At 47.6% G+C, this 16316-nt stretch carries 15 protein-coding genes; 2 read left to right on the top strand and 13 right to left on the bottom strand.

What is annotated here, in order from left to right; all coding sequences use genetic code 11:
* Positions 1-40: 40 nt before the first annotated feature.
* The 6 genes from AC6B99_RS04455 to coxB all read right to left on the bottom strand — a co-directional run bounded on the left by AC6B99_RS04455 (position 41) and on the right by coxB (position 5426).
* Positions 41-505 (bottom strand): DUF420 domain-containing protein, encoded by a 465-nt coding sequence (locus AC6B99_RS04455; RefSeq protein ID WP_056042917.1) that lies wholly within the window; start codon positions 503-505, stop codon positions 41-43.
* A gap of 45 nt (positions 506-550) precedes the next feature.
* Complete coding sequence (gene ctaG / locus AC6B99_RS04460) at positions 551-1447, bottom strand: cytochrome c oxidase assembly factor CtaG (protein ID WP_496662841.1); 897 nt, start codon at positions 1445-1447, stop codon at positions 551-553.
* Positions 1448-1527: 80 nt separating this feature from the next.
* Positions 1528-1848, bottom strand: a complete 321-nt coding sequence (locus AC6B99_RS04465) for a cytochrome C oxidase subunit IV family protein (RefSeq protein ID WP_494859249.1) — start codon at positions 1846-1848, stop codon at positions 1528-1530.
* 4 nt (positions 1849-1852) lie between these two features.
* The gene (locus tag AC6B99_RS04470; protein ID WP_046234813.1) at positions 1853-2470 is read right to left on the bottom strand and encodes a cytochrome (ubi)quinol oxidase subunit III; all 618 of its coding nucleotides are present in this window, start codon (positions 2468-2470) and stop codon (positions 1853-1855) included.
* The gene (gene ctaD / locus AC6B99_RS04475; protein ID WP_099521416.1) at positions 2467-4308 is read right to left on the bottom strand and encodes a cytochrome c oxidase subunit I; all 1842 of its coding nucleotides are present in this window, start codon (positions 4306-4308) and stop codon (positions 2467-2469) included. The genes AC6B99_RS04470 and ctaD overlap by 4 nt, the downstream gene beginning before the upstream one ends.
* A 68-nt stretch (positions 4309-4376) precedes the next feature.
* The gene (gene coxB, locus AC6B99_RS04480; protein WP_056042924.1) at positions 4377-5426 is read right to left on the bottom strand and encodes a cytochrome c oxidase subunit II; all 1050 of its coding nucleotides are present in this window, start codon (positions 5424-5426) and stop codon (positions 4377-4379) included.
* Between the two features lie 323 nt (positions 5427-5749).
* On the opposite strand from coxB, the gene AC6B99_RS04485 reads away from it, so the two are divergent.
* Positions 5750-6457, top strand: coding sequence for a YhcN/YlaJ family sporulation lipoprotein (locus AC6B99_RS04485; RefSeq protein ID WP_056042925.1), 708 nt, complete (start codon positions 5750-5752; stop codon positions 6455-6457).
* 81 nt (positions 6458-6538) lie between these two features.
* On the opposite strand, the gene AC6B99_RS04490 is transcribed toward AC6B99_RS04485, so the two are convergent.
* The 7 genes from AC6B99_RS04490 to AC6B99_RS04520 form a co-directional block, all read right to left on the bottom strand.
* Positions 6539-7687: an MFS transporter gene (locus tag AC6B99_RS04490; protein ID WP_494859246.1), complete on the bottom strand. Its 1149-nt coding sequence runs from the start codon at positions 7685-7687 to the stop codon at positions 6539-6541.
* A 113-nt stretch (positions 7688-7800) separates the two neighbouring features.
* Complete coding sequence (locus AC6B99_RS04495; protein ID WP_056042929.1) at positions 7801-8646, bottom strand: DUF421 domain-containing protein; 846 nt, start codon at positions 8644-8646, stop codon at positions 7801-7803.
* 545 nt (positions 8647-9191) lie between these two features.
* Entirely contained in the window at positions 9192-10571 is a 1380-nt protein-coding gene (locus tag AC6B99_RS04500) for an arabinan endo-1,5-alpha-L-arabinosidase (protein ID WP_496662860.1), read from the bottom strand.
* A gap of 29 nt (positions 10572-10600) precedes the next feature.
* Positions 10601-11443, bottom strand: coding sequence for a carbohydrate ABC transporter permease (locus tag AC6B99_RS04505; RefSeq protein WP_046231421.1), 843 nt, complete (start codon positions 11441-11443; stop codon positions 10601-10603).
* A 33-nt stretch (positions 11444-11476) separates the two neighbouring features.
* The gene (locus AC6B99_RS04510; protein ID WP_056042933.1) at positions 11477-12367 is read right to left on the bottom strand and encodes a carbohydrate ABC transporter permease; all 891 of its coding nucleotides are present in this window, start codon (positions 12365-12367) and stop codon (positions 11477-11479) included.
* 130 nt (positions 12368-12497) lie between these two features.
* Positions 12498-13847 carry an extracellular solute-binding protein gene (locus AC6B99_RS04515; RefSeq protein WP_494859242.1) on the bottom strand — a complete coding sequence of 450 codons (1350 nt, stop codon included), beginning with the start codon at positions 13845-13847 and terminating at the stop codon, positions 12498-12500.
* Between the two features lie 286 nt (positions 13848-14133).
* On the bottom strand, positions 14134-15108 hold the full coding sequence (locus tag AC6B99_RS04520; protein ID WP_496662861.1) for a glycoside hydrolase family 43 protein: 975 nt from the start codon (positions 15106-15108) through the stop codon (positions 14134-14136).
* 207 nt (positions 15109-15315) lie between these two features.
* Here AC6B99_RS04520 and AC6B99_RS04525 point away from each other — a divergent pair, with 207 nt between their 5' ends.
* Complete coding sequence (locus AC6B99_RS04525; protein WP_496662842.1) at positions 15316-16248, top strand: ArsR/SmtB family transcription factor; 933 nt, start codon at positions 15316-15318, stop codon at positions 16246-16248.
* Positions 16249-16316: the final 68 nt, after the last annotated feature.

Raw genomic sequence — 16316 nt, forward strand, 5'->3', positions numbered from 1 at the left:
AGCCGCGAATCAGCTTCGCGGCTTCCTTGTAATATGAACTTTATAGACCAAATATAGCATCAATCATCGGCTTCGTATGGCCGCCTGGATATAATAAATACAGCAGAACATAAACGATAACACCCGTAATCGCTGTGAAAAACCAGATAATCGACGTTACGCGGCCCCATTTGCGATGCTTGGCATATTTGCTCTTGAAGCCCAGCACGAGCGTCGTAATGCCGAATACCGCTGCTACCGTTGCAAGCGTAATGTGGAAAATCAGAAAGACAACATAATAGAGATGCATGCTGTCGGGTCCGCCCCATGTCGTATTGCCGACAACTATTGTTCGCGAGGAGTAAATAATAAAGAAGATGATGGCTGCAATTGCAGCTGCGATCATCACTTTCTTATGCGCCTCAACTTTACGCTTAATAATCAGTCCCCAACCAATCGCAACCAGAATCGCACTAATAACGATAAATGATGTGCTTATTGTAGGGAGAATAAAATACCAATCCAATGTCGATCCCACCTATATCGGTAAAATAGTAAATCCGCCTGTATATTATGCCGTACCTGTGTTGCTATTGGGCAAATCGTCTTCTTTATGCTCACGCTTGTACCATTGTGAGAATATATACGCCAGTATAATCCCGTACATCAACTCTTGCAATAGCTTCATGACGATGCCGCCTAGCTGCTGGTCTTCTACCACTTCCATTAAATTGAAAAATTGAGGACCGTCGAACATCGTAAGCAGCCGCGTCGGATCGCCCGACACACAATACCCCATCGCCTGAACCCAGACGTTTGGATCATTATATACCGCATATAAGGGAGAGCTTGCAAATATAATTAAGGCGCACGCGGGAGTCAGCAAAATGCCATTCGCGAAAACATACGCCATCTTCTTCAAATCCGTCAGGCGATTCCATTCCGGCACAGGACATGCAATCTGCCACCACATCATGATCGCAGCAATTAGCATAACAAAATAATAGATACGGTGAATCGTATAGTGGGTCATGACAAAGTCATGTATGACTGGTACATGGTAAAAAGAAAATAATAGATTAAACAGCAGCAGCGATAAAATAGGATTCATTAGAAAGTTGAGTGAACGCCATTTTTTCGAAGCAAACAGCTTGCGCCACATAAATGCGGGTATCGATAATATAAGCATCGGCGGCACAATGAGATAAGAAATCGACATATTGAACATATGGAAGGTAAACATTAAATGTCCCAGGAAATTAAGCGGCCCGCCATTGCACAAATAATAGAGAATAGCCGAAACAACAAACATAAACCGCTGCTTGCCTGTTGCGGACACCTCTTGCGGTGCGTGCTTCTCCCGCCATGGTCCGTTCAAATAAAAATACAAAATTAGGACAGCAATTGTACCGAACATATACCATGGGGTCCACAACTCTTCAAAACTGAAATATTCCAGGCCAAGCATGGCTGCAACCTCCCTTTATCTTCTGCAAAAGAGGAGGGAACCCACCCGGGACCCCTCCTCTGTGCAATTGTAAATCTCTATTACCACCAAACCCAATATTCCGCCATAACGATACACGTAAATGCAATAAATACACCCATAAGAATGCCGACCGTAGCAAAAACGTGGCCACGGTCTTTCATATGCATCCAGAATGCCATTTGCACGAACACTTGGAGCATAGCGCAACCCATAATAATGATGTAGATAAAGCTTTTATTGATTTCGCCAGCCGCTACCGCAGCAAATGCTACGAGTGTCAGCAATATGGAGAAAATGAAGGCAATAATGTGCTTCTTCGGTCCTTCTGAGTTGTGGCGAACTGGACGCTGCTCTTCAGCTGTCGAGTGATTGCTTGCCATTTGGCTAGACCACCTTTCCCATCAAATAAACGACGGTGAAGATAAATACCCAAACTACGTCGATAAAGTGCCAGTACATACCTGCAACATACACTTTAGGAGCTGTAACAACCGTAAGGCCTTTTTTCATCAACTGTCCGATAATGCTGGAAATCCAGAAAATACCGAACGCAACGTGGGCACCGTGGAATCCGACTAACGTATAGAAGGAAGAACTGAACGCACTTGTCGTAAAGCCATGCCCTTCATGCACATAGTGGTAAAACTCATAAATTTCAAGTCCTAGGAATCCAAGTCCGAGCACAACGGTTACGATTAACCAGTTGATCAAAGCTTTTACATTATGATTATGCAGCGCTTGGATAGCAAATACGCTAGTCAAGCTTGATGTAAGCAAAATAGCAGTTGCTGCTGCAACGAGCGAAAGCTTGAACAGCTCGCTTGGCTGCGGTCCATCCAGCACTTGATGGCGAAGGGCAAGGAACGCCGAGAACAGCGTTCCGAACAAAACTGTTTCACCGCCAAGAAATAGCCAGAAGCCTAATACTTTATTGCGGCCCTCAAGAGTGGCTTTCTCGGGCTCATGAGGGAGATGCCCCTCTGCATGTGAATGTGTACTCATGCTTTAACCCCCTTGTCTTCCAACTCTTCCGGCTCAATGTGGAAACCATGATCATCATATACCGAGCGAAGGAACATGCTTCCGAACGTTATTAACAGGCCAAGACCGGCAACATAGAAACCGATATGTTCTGTAATAAACGTCCAATCCCTCGAATACATCAGGCCAAAGCCTGTAATGAACAAGCCAAGCGACATTGTGAACGGCAGAATAGAAGGAGATGGCATATGGATCGAGCCAATTGGCTCAGCAGGCGTCATGCCTTTGTGTCCATCCATTTTTTCTTTCCAATAAGCATCGTAGCCGCGAACAAGCGGAGTTTGCTTAAAGTTATATTCTGGAGGCGGCGATGGAATGGTCCATTCCAGCGTACGGCCATCCTCCCAAGGATCATCCGCTGCATTTTGTGGTTTTGCATTAGTGATAACTACGTTCAGGAAGAACATAATCGTACCAATACCCATCATGATTGCACCAATTGTACTAATCAAGTTCATTTCATTAAATCCAAGGCCGTCGAGGTACGTCCAAATACGACGAGGCATACCAAGCAAACCGAGGAAATGCTGAATAAAGAATGTCAGATGGAAACCGATGTAGAACATCCAGAACGTCCATTTGCCAAGCGTTTCATTCAACACGCGACCGAACATTTTAGGCCACCAGTAGTGAAGACCGGAGAAAATACCTAAAATCAGACCGCCGACGATAACGTAGTGGAAATGCGCAACTACGAAATACGTATCGTGATACTGGAAATCCGCTGGCGCAGCTGCAAGCATAACGCCTGTAACGCCGCCCATTACGAAGGTCGGAATAAATCCAACGGCATACAAATTAGCGCTCGTAAACTTGATCGATCCGCCCCACATTGTAAAGATCCAGTTGAAGATTTTAATACCTGTTGGCACTGCAATCAGCATCGTTGCTATTGAGAACAATGCGTTAGCTACAGGCCCCAGACCCGTCGTAAACATGTGATGCGCCCATACCATGAAGCCCAAAAAGCCGATCAGAATTGTCGCGAACACCATCGAGCTGTAACCGAACAGGCGTTTACGCGAGAATGTACTGATTACCTCGGAAATAACACCGAAGGCAGGCAGGATGAGAATATACACTTCAGGGTGTCCGAAAATCCAGAAAATATGCTCCCATAGTACAGCGTTACCGCCATTGTTAGGGTCGAAGAAGTTGGCATCGAATACCCTGTCGAACATCAGTGCCGCCAAACCTACAGCAAGTGCAGGGAAAGCGAACAAGATAAGCGCCGACGTAATGAACGAAGCCCATGTAAACATCGGCATCCGCATGAAGGTCATGCCAGGTGCACGCATATTAATAATCGTTACCAGGAAGTTAATCCCCCCGATAAGCGTACCAATACCCGCTATCTGGAGACCTAAGACATAATAATCCATCCCATGGCCAGTACTGAACGCCGGCCCCGAAAGTGGTGCGTAAGCCGTCCAGCCGGCGGCTGGCGCACCTGTGCTTGTAAACCAGCTGACATTCAATAATACGGCTCCGAAGAAAAACGTCCAGAAGCCAAGTGCATTTACAAAAGGAAACGCAACGTCGCGTGCGCCGATTTGCAGCGGCACGACCGCGTTCATTAAAGCAAATAGCATCGGCATCGCAGCCAAGAAGATCATTGTTGTACCGTGCATAGTAATCAGCTCATTGTATGTATCCGCACTAACGAAATCATTTAGCGGCTTCCAAAGCTGAATCCGAATAAGAAGTGCTTCCAAACCACCGACCAGAAAGAAAAAACCGCCGGCGATCAAATATAAAATACCGATTTTTTTGTGGTCAACCGTTGTTAACCAGTCCATCAGACCAGAGTAACGCTTAACCGCGTGTCCTTGAGCCAAGTTGGTACCTCCTTTTCATCACCGATGATCTATTTTTCGTAGTCCAATGTTAATTCCGATAAGTATTTCGCAATACCATCAAGCTCTTGCTGCGTCAGATCGATCTTGCCCATCAGATTGCCAGGTTTAATGTCATCTGGATTTTCGATCCAACGATGAAGATTGTCATAAGTGGAACCTTCATTGGAGTACTGAGGATCATCTGTATTAATCAGGATACCACCAACGGAATCACGGCTTCCGATACCTGTAAGGTTCGGGTACAATGGTCCGCCTTTGTCGCCAACAGCGTGGCAAACGAGACATTTGCTTTCGAAAGCAGCGGCAATTGCCGGATCGCTTGGCATTGCTACTGGCGCTTGAAGCGCTGCTACCCATCGGTCGAACGATGCATCATCAACCGATTTCACCTTAAAGTCCATCAAGCCGTGGGAAGGTCCGCAAAGCTCGGCACATTTGCCCAAGTAAACGCCTTCTTTTGGTGCCGAGAAGAACATTTTATTTGTTGAACCACCAGGATTAGTATCGATTTTACCTGCAAGGGAAGGAACCCAGAACGAGTGAAGCACGTCTGCTGTCTTCGCTTCAATTGTAATGGTCTTGCCTTTTGGAATAACCAGCTCCTGCGCCGTCTTGACGCCCAGATCCGGATACTCGAATTCCCACCAATATTGATGTGAAGTTACTATTACTTTAACCGCATCTGGATCGTTTGAATGATCCTTTGACAGGTTAAATACGGTCTGAACGGTAGGAACACCCAAAATAATCAAGAGAATAATAGGAATTACGGTCCAAATAATCTCTAGCTTGTGGCTACCTTCGACCTGCTTGGGAATCGACTTATCTCCCTTACGTCTGCGAAAACGGACAATGACAAACAAACAAAGTGCAAATACAATCACTACTACACCGATCATGATTGAAAATGCGAGCTTCATCAATCCGAATTGCTCTTGCGCTACGGGCCCCTGGGGATTCAGCGCGGATAGATCTGCTCGTCCGCATGCTGACAGCACCAATACCATCAAGGCCAGAAGCGGCGCAAGCCGTTTAAAAAACTGCCACCGATTCATCAATAATCAACCCCACTTTTGACGTTTTTGCAGCTGTAAACACCCCGAAATTGTGGCAAACTGCTTGTTTTTAAGCTAATAAAAAATGACAACTTCTGCGACCTTAATACCTTATTAAATATAAAGTTGAAGCCCTTATTTGTCAATGTTCCACAGAGAGTTCACAAATTGTTCGCAAAGCTGTCAAATTCGTTATTTTAAAGCGCTTTTTTCGAGAATCGTGGGCTTTCCGTTCACAAAGTCAAATCTGTATAGCTTTTCCTGCGTATATTTAATCGTTCCCTACAAACCCTATTCTTATTACAGCAGGAATGGAGGACATCTAAATGCCAAAAAAACGAATGTTTTATGCGTTATTATGCAGCGCCCTCCTCGTATGCTCATCGGCTGCCTGCAACTACGAGCAGCGGGTACAGGACAGCGACTACGATTATGGCAGCAGGCAAGCCGGCGATCCGAAAATGCTGGGCAGCAAAATGTATGGAACGACGACGAACAATCCGCATCAGCATGACAATGCTTTTTTCGAATACAGCAATACGTTGTCTAAGAAGGTGACCAACTTAAATGGCGTAGCTGCGGCGAACGTCATGCTGACGGACAAAAACGCTTATGTCGGCATCGTGCTTGATTGGACCGCTGTCGGTACAAGAGGTGCTGGCGGCAATCGGGAGCAGTTGAACGGCGGGCAGCCGGAGGACGCCTACAACACGAGCCGTGTCAGCCCGCTTGAGGACAATCGGCTGCTCGTCAAGCCTTATCAGTCGTATTTCTCGGTCAACGACCACAATGAGTTGTCCCCGGAGCTTAAGCAAACGATCGCCACGCGTATTCGCGAGCTTGCCCCGATGGTGCAGGAGGTGCACATATCCGCCAATATGGATTTCGTGAATAAGCTGAATGATTATGCAGTGGAGTCGTGGGGAGGACGATCACTGACCCCGCATGTGGATGCTTTCAACACTTTGGTGAAATATCAATTCGTCGGGGGCCAGGAAATGCCTAAGCCAATTACTTCCAAAAAAACACCATAAAGATGAGCCTCGCATTTGTATATCAAAAAAACTCTTCTATTATATATGCTGATGCAACGCAACAATGATGAATGGGGACCTTTAAGCAGGGTCCCCTTTTCTCTGTTTCAGCATAATGAACAGACATAGCAGCATGGCAGCAAACGACCAAACAGCCATTGCCCCGTAAAGCTTCGCCCCGCCATACTGATCAATGAACCACCCTCCGGCGGTTGCCGATATGATGCTCGATACTCCAAAAAGCAGCACCGCTAGCACCGTCTGGCCCGTTGCCTTCCATTCCTCAGGAACAAGCTTATACAAATATTGAATCGACGCCGCGTAAAAAAGCACAAAGGAGACCCCTTGCAGCAGTTGCAGCCACATAAGAGCAGCAGGATCAGTGACGACTGCAGACAGCGCAAAGCGCAAGGCATAGCAACTAGCGGCAACCGCGATAACAGCAAGCTCTTTTTCCGGTTTAATGAAATAATGGCTAATGGCGAAAAAAACAACTTCTATAATCGTCATAACGGTCCAGGCTTGCCCGACTAACTGGACATCGCCGCCCAAGCTTTTAATATATAGGCCGATATAATTATCATTCATCCGGTGCGGCACTGCTAGAAACAGGACAAGTCCGAGAAACCATAGCGTCTGCTTGCTTCTGAAAAACAAGCCGATTTCCCTAAGCGCAATCGGTTTGGCAGCTGCCGGCACTTCAGCAAGCAGGCTGCACAGCAGCAAGGTGATGACCCCGTACACGAGAAATAATACCGCCAAGCTGCCGATGCCATAGTGCTTGCCTGCATAGCCGATGATGGAAGAGGCCATCGCAAAACCAAGCGCGCCAAACATTCGGATCGAGCCGAAATTGACCTTATATTGAAGGGACACACGATAATTGAAGCTTTCAACCAAAGGGTCCGTCGGCATGAAGAAGAAATACATCAAGCTAATGCCTACAAACAACGGCACCAGCTCCGTGGAACGATAGAGCAGTCCGCCGATAACGACAGATACCGTAATTAGCAGCAGCAAAACCTTTTTGATTACCTTGTATTTGTCGCTAATCATTCCCCAGAGCGGCTGGGATACGACCCCAATGAGGCTGCCCAGCCCCAGCATCAACCCAATATTCGTGGCGCTAATATCGCGCTCAGCCAAATAAATAGGCAGAAAGGAGAGAAATAATGCAAACAGCGAGAAATAGAAGTAATTGTATGCGCGCAAAAATAAAACCTGTCTCATAGCCCGCCCCTTATCGTTATGTATATACACCTCCGTACATTTTAAAATACATCGCCTGCATTGAACAGCCGTTTTTGCTTCAATGTATGCCTTTGCGTCAACTGCTGTCCGGCTTATTTCTTATCGATAAGCGCTTGCAGCTTGTTTACCGCACTTTGATAATCAGATTTATCCTTTTCATTTAAGGACAGCTGATCCTGAAGCTGCAATTGCACCTCAAATTGCTTCATTATACTTAGCAGCTGTGATTTGGGGTTCGTCGGTTTAGCTGGCTCAATGGATTTGGTGCCCGTCTGAATCATCAGCTCACCCTGATCATCGACTTGACCCAGAAAGATGTCCGTTAGCTCGATTCGCTGATCGCGCAGCTTTTTGTTCAGCCAGTTGTCATCAAGTCCTGACTCTCGGAGCGACTTCTTGAGCACCTTGCCATCCATAATAATCGTAGTCGCTTCCGCCTCCGGCTCTACTTGAAGGCCGAGAATATCAGCGGTCAGCGGCTGTTGTTCCTTTTTCAGCAGCACATTAATTTCACCGCTTTGCTCCATAATAGCAAATTCCACATCCGCCATCCGATAGACATCCTTTTTACGCAGCTGCTCTAGAAACTCATCGAGCGTCATACGCTCCTTTTGCAAATTTTTTCGCAGCAGCTTTCCTCTTCGGATAAGCACGGTTCCCTGCCCGTCGATAAAGTTGCGAAGCGTCTTGCTCTTCATGGTAGCAAACTCGAAGCCTACGGACACAATGACCCATACGAGCAAGGCTACAATACCCAAATACCATTCATTATCGAGATCCAGTGAAATGTACGAAGCAATGTTCCCCATCGTAATCCCCGTAATATACTCGAATAACGACAGCTGCGAAATTTGCCGTTTGCCCAATAGCTTGGTCATGACAAACAAAATAACGACCGAGGACAACGTTCGCAGCGTAATTTCCAACCAATCTTGCATAAAAGGTTTCGCCTCCTGCATTTGTTTGCTCTAACCCGGGGAGTGGAACAAACTTTGTGAGTTTTGTATTTAAAGTAGCGTAACCAGATAGGCAAAAGTCATACATATATAGGTATCTTTTCGCCCCTCTTGCAATTGTTCTTCATATAGGCTATAATGATCTTTGATGTGTTATATTTAACCCCCAAATATCCCTCCTAGAGATTCAATGTTTTCCACAGTTTTGATCTTCTTTTCTGGATTTTCTTTTCTGTTCATTTCTGAATTCTCACGTTCGTGCTGTACGAGCTTTGATTCACACTGGCGCGGTCTAGGAGCCGCAAGGATGGAAGAGAGGTAGGGCTTCCGTTGTTTTGGAGTTAGGTTACGAGGCAAGATTATGCTGTCTTGCAAGATTAACAAGGGATATAATGGCCATTCATGTTGCTGAAGGCCCGGTTAAATATACGATACACAAACAGCGGCACCCATTTGATGGGTGCCGCTATCCAATTTTATAGAGATATTTCCGCAATTAAACGCAGGCTGCACAGCGCGAGTGGCTGCTATCTGATCTGTTTTCCCCAGACTGCGAGCCCTTTGTCATCCATTCCGGTAAATACTAGCGTAGGCTTGTTCAGCTCTGAGTCCCATGCTGGCAGCACCAGCACCGTTTCAACCCCCGCCTTCGTCTGATCCTCATCTTGAAAATACAGGCGCACCGTATGCTCGCCATCAAACTCCCAATAATTTGCTGATTCTTCAGCGCCAATCTTGCCGTCTTTTCTCAGCTCAATCGCTTCTGAATCAATCGGCCCATCTATATATTTCTCGTGCACAATGCGCTCCCATGTGCCCGCAAGCGCGCTCTTAGGTATCGTTTGCAGTTGTTCCCCCGCATATCGCTCAGGCGACACCACCGGCCACCCATCGCCAGTCCAAAGCAGCTTGCGCACATGCAAGTACATCCAGTTCGAATCCTGCTCTGGGCGAGCATGATGAACGATATAATCGCTATCGCCGTCCTGCAGTATCGAATTGTGGCCGGGAGCAATCCAGCCTTCTCCTTCCGCAAACCGGTAGCCGCCCATCACCTTGTTGCCGACATCGAAGGTCGGATCATAAGCGGTATCCAGCATATCTCTGCCGAGGGAATCGAGAAAAGGCCCTGTTATCGACGCCGAGCGTCCTACCCGCACATTATAATCCTGACTGAGCGAGTCATAGGAAACGAACAAATAATATTGCTTGAGCTCAGCATTATAAATCATATAGGGACCTTCCACTGCTCCCGATTCCGAGGCAGCGCGAGCCGCGATTTTCGTCCCGTAGCCCTGCTCCTTAAGCTTGCCCGTAGCCGGATCGAGTGGAGATACATAGATGCCTCCGAAAAAAGAGCCATACACGAACCAAGGCTTGCCTTCGGCATCCTTCACAATATTAGGATCAATGGCATTCGGCTCGTCGCCAGGCCCCGTCTTTACGACTTCTCCCTGATCCGTCCACGGCCCTTCCAGTGAATCGCTTGTTGCAACCCCAATAAACGAGCGATTTGAGCCAAAGGTCGACGCCGAATAATATAAATAGAAGCGGTCGCCAAGCTTCGCCACCTCTGGCGCCCACATGCCGGTTGCCCCCGTCCACGCCTCTGCTTCCGCTGGAACTCCATCAAGCGCATAGCCTGCCCATTCCCAGTTCATTAGATCCTTCGATTTTCTGACCATAAGTCCTGGTTTTGCCGTTCCGCCGACCTTAACATCCGTGGAGAAAATATAATACGTATCCCCTTCCTTAATAATAGAAGGATCATGCACATTGCTCATATTCCAGCCCTGCTCATTGTCTATATTCGCTGTATCATACATCGGGTAGCTAGGCGGCGCCTGCGGATAAACCACTTCCTCGCCCGAGCAGCCAGTCAGCCAAACCGTAGCAACTGCCGTTATCGTTAAAAAATATCGTTTCATAGGCGCCACTAACCTTTCACGCCAGAAATGGCAACCGATTCAATAATTTGCTTCTGGAATACGAGAAAAATAATAAGCATCGGCAGCAGCGCAATGAACGAAGCCGCCATAATAAGCGCATAATCGGTCTGAATCGCATAAGTCGCGTTAAAATTCGCAATGACGAGCTGGAGCGTCTGCTTCTCCGGCGAATTCAAATAAATAATCGGCGCCAAATAATCATTCCATACCGCCATAAACCATAAAATAAGCTGTGCCGCCACAGCTGGACGGATAAGCGGAAAAATGATTTTGGAGAAAATGCCGAAATACGAGCTGCCATCTATTTTTGCCGCTTCGATAATCGCCCCTGGCACGCTCGTCAAATACTGCCGCAGAAAAAAGATCATCATAATGTTGCCGAATAATCCCGGCACGATTAGCGGCTTGAGCGTATCGACCCAGCCAAATTCAGAGAACAGAATAAACTGCGGAATCATGACCGCCGGGTAAGGAATCATTAAGGCGGATAGCAGCAGCAGAAAAATCATATTTTTGAAAGGAAAACGCAGCTTGGCGAAGGCGAACGCCGCCAGACTTGAGGTGAATGTGCCGATAATCGTCACGCACACCGTAATAATCAGGCTGTTCTGAATGCCGCTCAGCAGCGGGCCCTTTTCCCAAATTTCGATATACTTCTCAAAATGGAACGTTTCCGGTATCCATACCGGAGGCAGCGCAAAAACCTCCGCCTTCGACTTGAAGGAGGTCGACAACGTCCACAGCAGCGGGGCAACCATAAAGACGGCACCGATACTGATGACGATAAAAGCGAGCAAATCGGTCAGATTGAATCTTTTTAACGATAGCATAAGTCTGGCTTCACTCCTTTCCTGCCGGCAAGTTTATTCCATATCCTTCGAGGAACGTTCATTCATGCGGAACTGCACGAGCGTAATGACGAAAATAAACAGTCCCAGCAGCATCGCCATCCCCGAGGCATAGCCCATCTGCAGGTTCTCGAACGCTTTCTTCCATACATAGAAAACGACCGTTGCGGAGCTGTATTCCGGCCCGCCCGTCGGCGTCATAATGTTAACCTCAGTAAAAATTTGCGCTCCCCCAATAATTTTCGTTACGACGATAAAGAACGTGACAGGCTTCACCATCGGGAACGTAATGTTCCAGAAAATTTTCCAGCTATTCGCGCCGTCCAATTGCGCCGCTTCATAATAATCCTTCGGTACGCTTTGCAGCGCAGCCAAATAAAGCAGCATGGAATACCCAATATTTTTCCAGATCATCATCAATATAAGAGCAGGCTTTACCGTATACTTATCCGTGAGCCAGTTCGGGCCCTCAAAGCCAAACAGCGCTAGAAACTGGTTCACCAGACCATAATCGCCGTTATAAGCCCACTGCCACAGTATCGATACCGCTGCAAGCGAAGAAATAACCGGCACATAATAAATGACCCGGAACGTTGTCGTGCCGAACATTTTCCGATTCAGGCCCATCGCCAGCAGCAGCGCTAATGTAATTTCAATTGGAATACCAATCATCATAAAAATCGTATTAAAGCTCGCTTTATAAAAAAGCTCATCGGCGAGAATATCTTTAAAATTGTCCAGCCCAATAAACGTCATCTGCCCGAGCCCATCCCAATCGGTAAAAGAACCATATAGGGAGTACAGCAGCGGGTACAGCGTAAACAAAAGATAGCCGATAACGGGCGCCAGCACGAATAAATACCCGTAATAGCCTTCCTTCCGGTAAAGATTCGACCTTACTTTCATGTTTCACCCCTCAAAATGACCGGAAGCCAGAGGAACAGGCACTCTTTGCAGCTGCCCCTTGAAAACCAAGGACCGTGCTTCGCTTGTCCTCCGTCCTTCCGGTACTGAGATTAGCTTCTGCTTGCAACCATTATTTCTTGGATTTCGCTTCCTGCTCAACCGCTTTATCAAGCAGCTTCTGCATCTTCGGCTGCTCCGCCTTCACGTAGTCCGCTGCTGTCACCTTGCCATCAAGCACAGGCTGAATATCGGTGAAAAACAGCTGATACCATTCGGAGTTGTATGTCAGCGTGTTAGGCATTGGCTTGCCGTAATCCTCTACGATACGGAGGAATTCAGCTTTGTTTTCAGGCTTCGTCGTCGTGTCTGCGGCCCATTTTTCCGCCATATCAATCAGGTTCGGAATTTGCACCTTCGCATCAACGAGCTGCTGCATGCCTTCCGGCGATGCGGTCAGATACGTTACGAGCTGTGCCGCTTCTTCCGGATTTTTCGAGCCGCTGGATACGCCGATGCCAAGCGAGCCAAGGAAGGTCGCGGATTTGCCGGTCGAGCCAGCAGGGTAAGGGATCAAATCATAATCGAAAGGCAGCGTCTCATACGTCGCAAGATCCCATGGACCTACCGGGAAAAAGGCAAGCTCGCCCTTCATCCAGCGCTGATACGTATCAAGCGTCGCCGCATCTTCAATGGATGGCGTAATTTTATAAACATTTTGCATATCGGCAAAATATTGCAGCGCCTCCGCGAACTTCGGATCGTCAATCGTCACCTTCGTATTCGTTGCGTCCAGCCAGTCTGCCCCATTGCTCCAGACGAAGGCCTGCAGCGCCCAGTTGACATTAAAGCCCGTTCCGTACTGATCGATTTTGCCATCGCCATTCGTATCCTTCACCAATTGCTGATTGACCTTGATGAATTCGTCCCATGTATACGGCTTTTCCTTATCCGGCAAAGGGATTCCAGCCGCTGTGAACATGTCTTTATTGTAGCCGAGCGCAAACGGGCCCACGTCCTTCGGCAAGCCATAAATGCTGCCCTGGCCTACGTTATTGCCATCATAGCGGTAAATATCTACGCCACGCTTCCATAGGTTATCGAAGTCGACATCCTTCACGTATTCCGTAATATCTTTCAACACTCCCGCATTCACATAAGCTCTTAAATCGCCTGGGTCAAAATAAAAGACGTCCGGCACGCTTTTGCCCGTAATGGCTGCTTTCAGCTTCGTCGCGTATTGGTCACCCGTTGTCGTAATGATTTTCACCTTTACATCAGGATGATCGGCCTCAAACTTCTTGACCGTCGCCTCATACGCCTTCTGCTCCTCCGGTCCGCCGCGGAACATGAAGCTGATTTGCTTCGTGCCGCCCTGCCCAGTCTCGGTGCTTCCTTCTGTTTGCGAATTGCTGCTGCAGCCCGCGATAACGCCCCCCAGCACAATCGTCGCTGCCATTGTTGCAAGTAAACTTTTTTTCATCCTCAAACCCTCCTCCATAAAATGAAAACGTATTCACAATTTCGAAAAGTTGCCTTGCATCATGATGGTATAAGTACAGTGCTGACTCACGCGACACATCCGTTTGCAAGTCAAAATCGCCTTTCAACCGTTGTATCGCGCCTTATTAATCCTATTGCTTCACAAACATTAATAATATATGTATTAATCATTAATGTTTTTATTATTTACGATAATAGTTCAAAGCGCTTACATTGTCAACTATATTTGTTTGATTTTTGGAATTCCTTTGCGCTCAGCCAGCTTCTTACTTGCCGTCCCGCACCGGGACGCCAAAGCTAGGCTTACCATCCGCTGTCCAGCCGAATACTTGCGCCCTCGTGTGGCGATTCGGATCGTAAAGCGGATCCCCTGTAATCTCCTTATAATTGCGGGCATGGTAAATCAAAATATCCTGCTTGCCATCCGGCGACACCGTAAAGCTGTTATGTCCAGGTCCATATTGCCCGTTCTCTTCACTCGTTACAAATACAGGCTCCGGCGCCTTGCTCCATGAAGCCGGGTCGAGCAAATCGCTGTCCTCGGAAGCGCTCAGCAGTCCCATGCAATAATGGTGATCCGTTGCGCTGGCCGAATAGCTAATAAATATCGTCCCGCCACGCTTCAGCACCGCAGCTCCTTCATTGACGTAAAAGCCGATTTTCTCCCATTCGTATTCGGGCTGGGTAATCATAACCTGCTTGCCGCGCATCGTCCAAGGATTGCTCATCGCCGCAATATATAGATTGGAGTTGCCTGCGATCGCCAAATCCTTCTGCGCCCAGACGAGATATTGCATGCCCTTATGCTCGAAGCTTGTCGCATCCAGCGCAAACGATTCCCAATTGGCGACAAGCTGCCCTTTTTCAACCCACTGGCCTTCGAGCGGATTGGGTGATTCATTTTCCAATACGAACATGCGATGGTCGAACAGCCCCTCAACTGTCTCCGTCGTCCGTGCCGCAGCGAAGTAGATATACCATTTGCCCTGAACAAAATGCAGCTCCGGCGCCCAAATGTTCGCGCTCATCGGTCCCTCGGCATATTTTCGCCAGACGACAACTGGCTCTGCTTCCCCCAGCTGCTGGATTGTGCGCGCTCTTCTAAGCTCAATGCGGTCGTATTCTGGAACGGAGCCCGTGAAATAGTAGTAGCCGTCGGAATGGAGATATACCCATGGATCCGCACGCTGCGGTATAATAGGATTGACGAAAGATTGCTCGGCTTGAATCTGCTGCTCCATCATAATCAAAACCCCTTTGTTAATTATTCATAAATATATTACTTACTTCCTTCGATGTTAATATATCAACAGCTTTACGCCGCTGTCAACCAGATCATGCCTGTTTGAAGGCGTTTCCTTGTCTGTTTTGGCCAAATCATGTATCATTAGTCACAATCAGTGTTATTCACATATTCATTAATATTTCAATTTCCGGAGGACGCCACGTTGAAAATAGAACTTTCCGAACAATATTTGCCTGTATTCGAGGCTATATCCAGCAACGTCCGCATCCAAATCATTCACCTTCTATCGCAAAAATCGATGAATATTCGCGAGCTTGCCGAAGCGCTCGGGCTTAGCAGCGCCATTATGACGATGCATGTCAAGAAGCTCGAGAAAGCAAACATTATTCACTCGGAGATGACGCCCGGCAAAGGCGGGGCAGCGCAGAAGGTTTGCTCGCTCAGCATCGATAATTTGGAAATCATGTTTCCAATCAAGGATGTGATTCCTCGCGAGGTGCGGCGAACCGATATTTCGATTGGCCATTTTACCGATTTGGACATTTCGCCAACCTGCGGCATTTGTACGAGGGATTCCATCATCGGCATTTTCGACGATCCGAGGCATTTTCTTGATCCGGAGCGGTTGAATGCGAAGATTTTGTGGTTTGGGCAGGGGTATATTGAATACAAGATGCCTAATTACATGCTTGGGAGCGAAAATCCGGAGCAGCTCGAAATTTCAATGGAAATTTCCTCGGAGGCCCCTTTCACGAACAACAATTGGCCATCGGACATCAGCTTCTTTTTCAACGGCATGAAGGTTGGCATGTGGACGAGCCCCGGCGACTTTGGGGGCAAAGGCAAGCTTAATCCGCCATGGTGGTTCGAAAGCGTCAATCAGCATGGGCTGCTCAAGCATTTGATCGTGAAGAAGGAAGGCACCTTCATGGATGGCATTAAGCTGTCCGATGTGACGATTGACGATATTGATATCCGCAGCAACCAGTGGACGTTCCGCATCGCCGTAGAGGAAAATGCCGAGCATATTGGCGGCGTCACGCTGTTCGGCTCCGGCTTCGGCAACCATAATCAGGACCTGGTGTTCCGCCTGTATTATACGAAGCAGCCTCAGGAGAAGGAGAGCGAAGCTTAGGCAAAGGTAACTCCCTGCACAATGACAGATTTGACGGACACAGCAGCCGCTATTTCAACCGAATCATG

Source organism: Paenibacillus liaoningensis, from assembly GCF_059609455.1.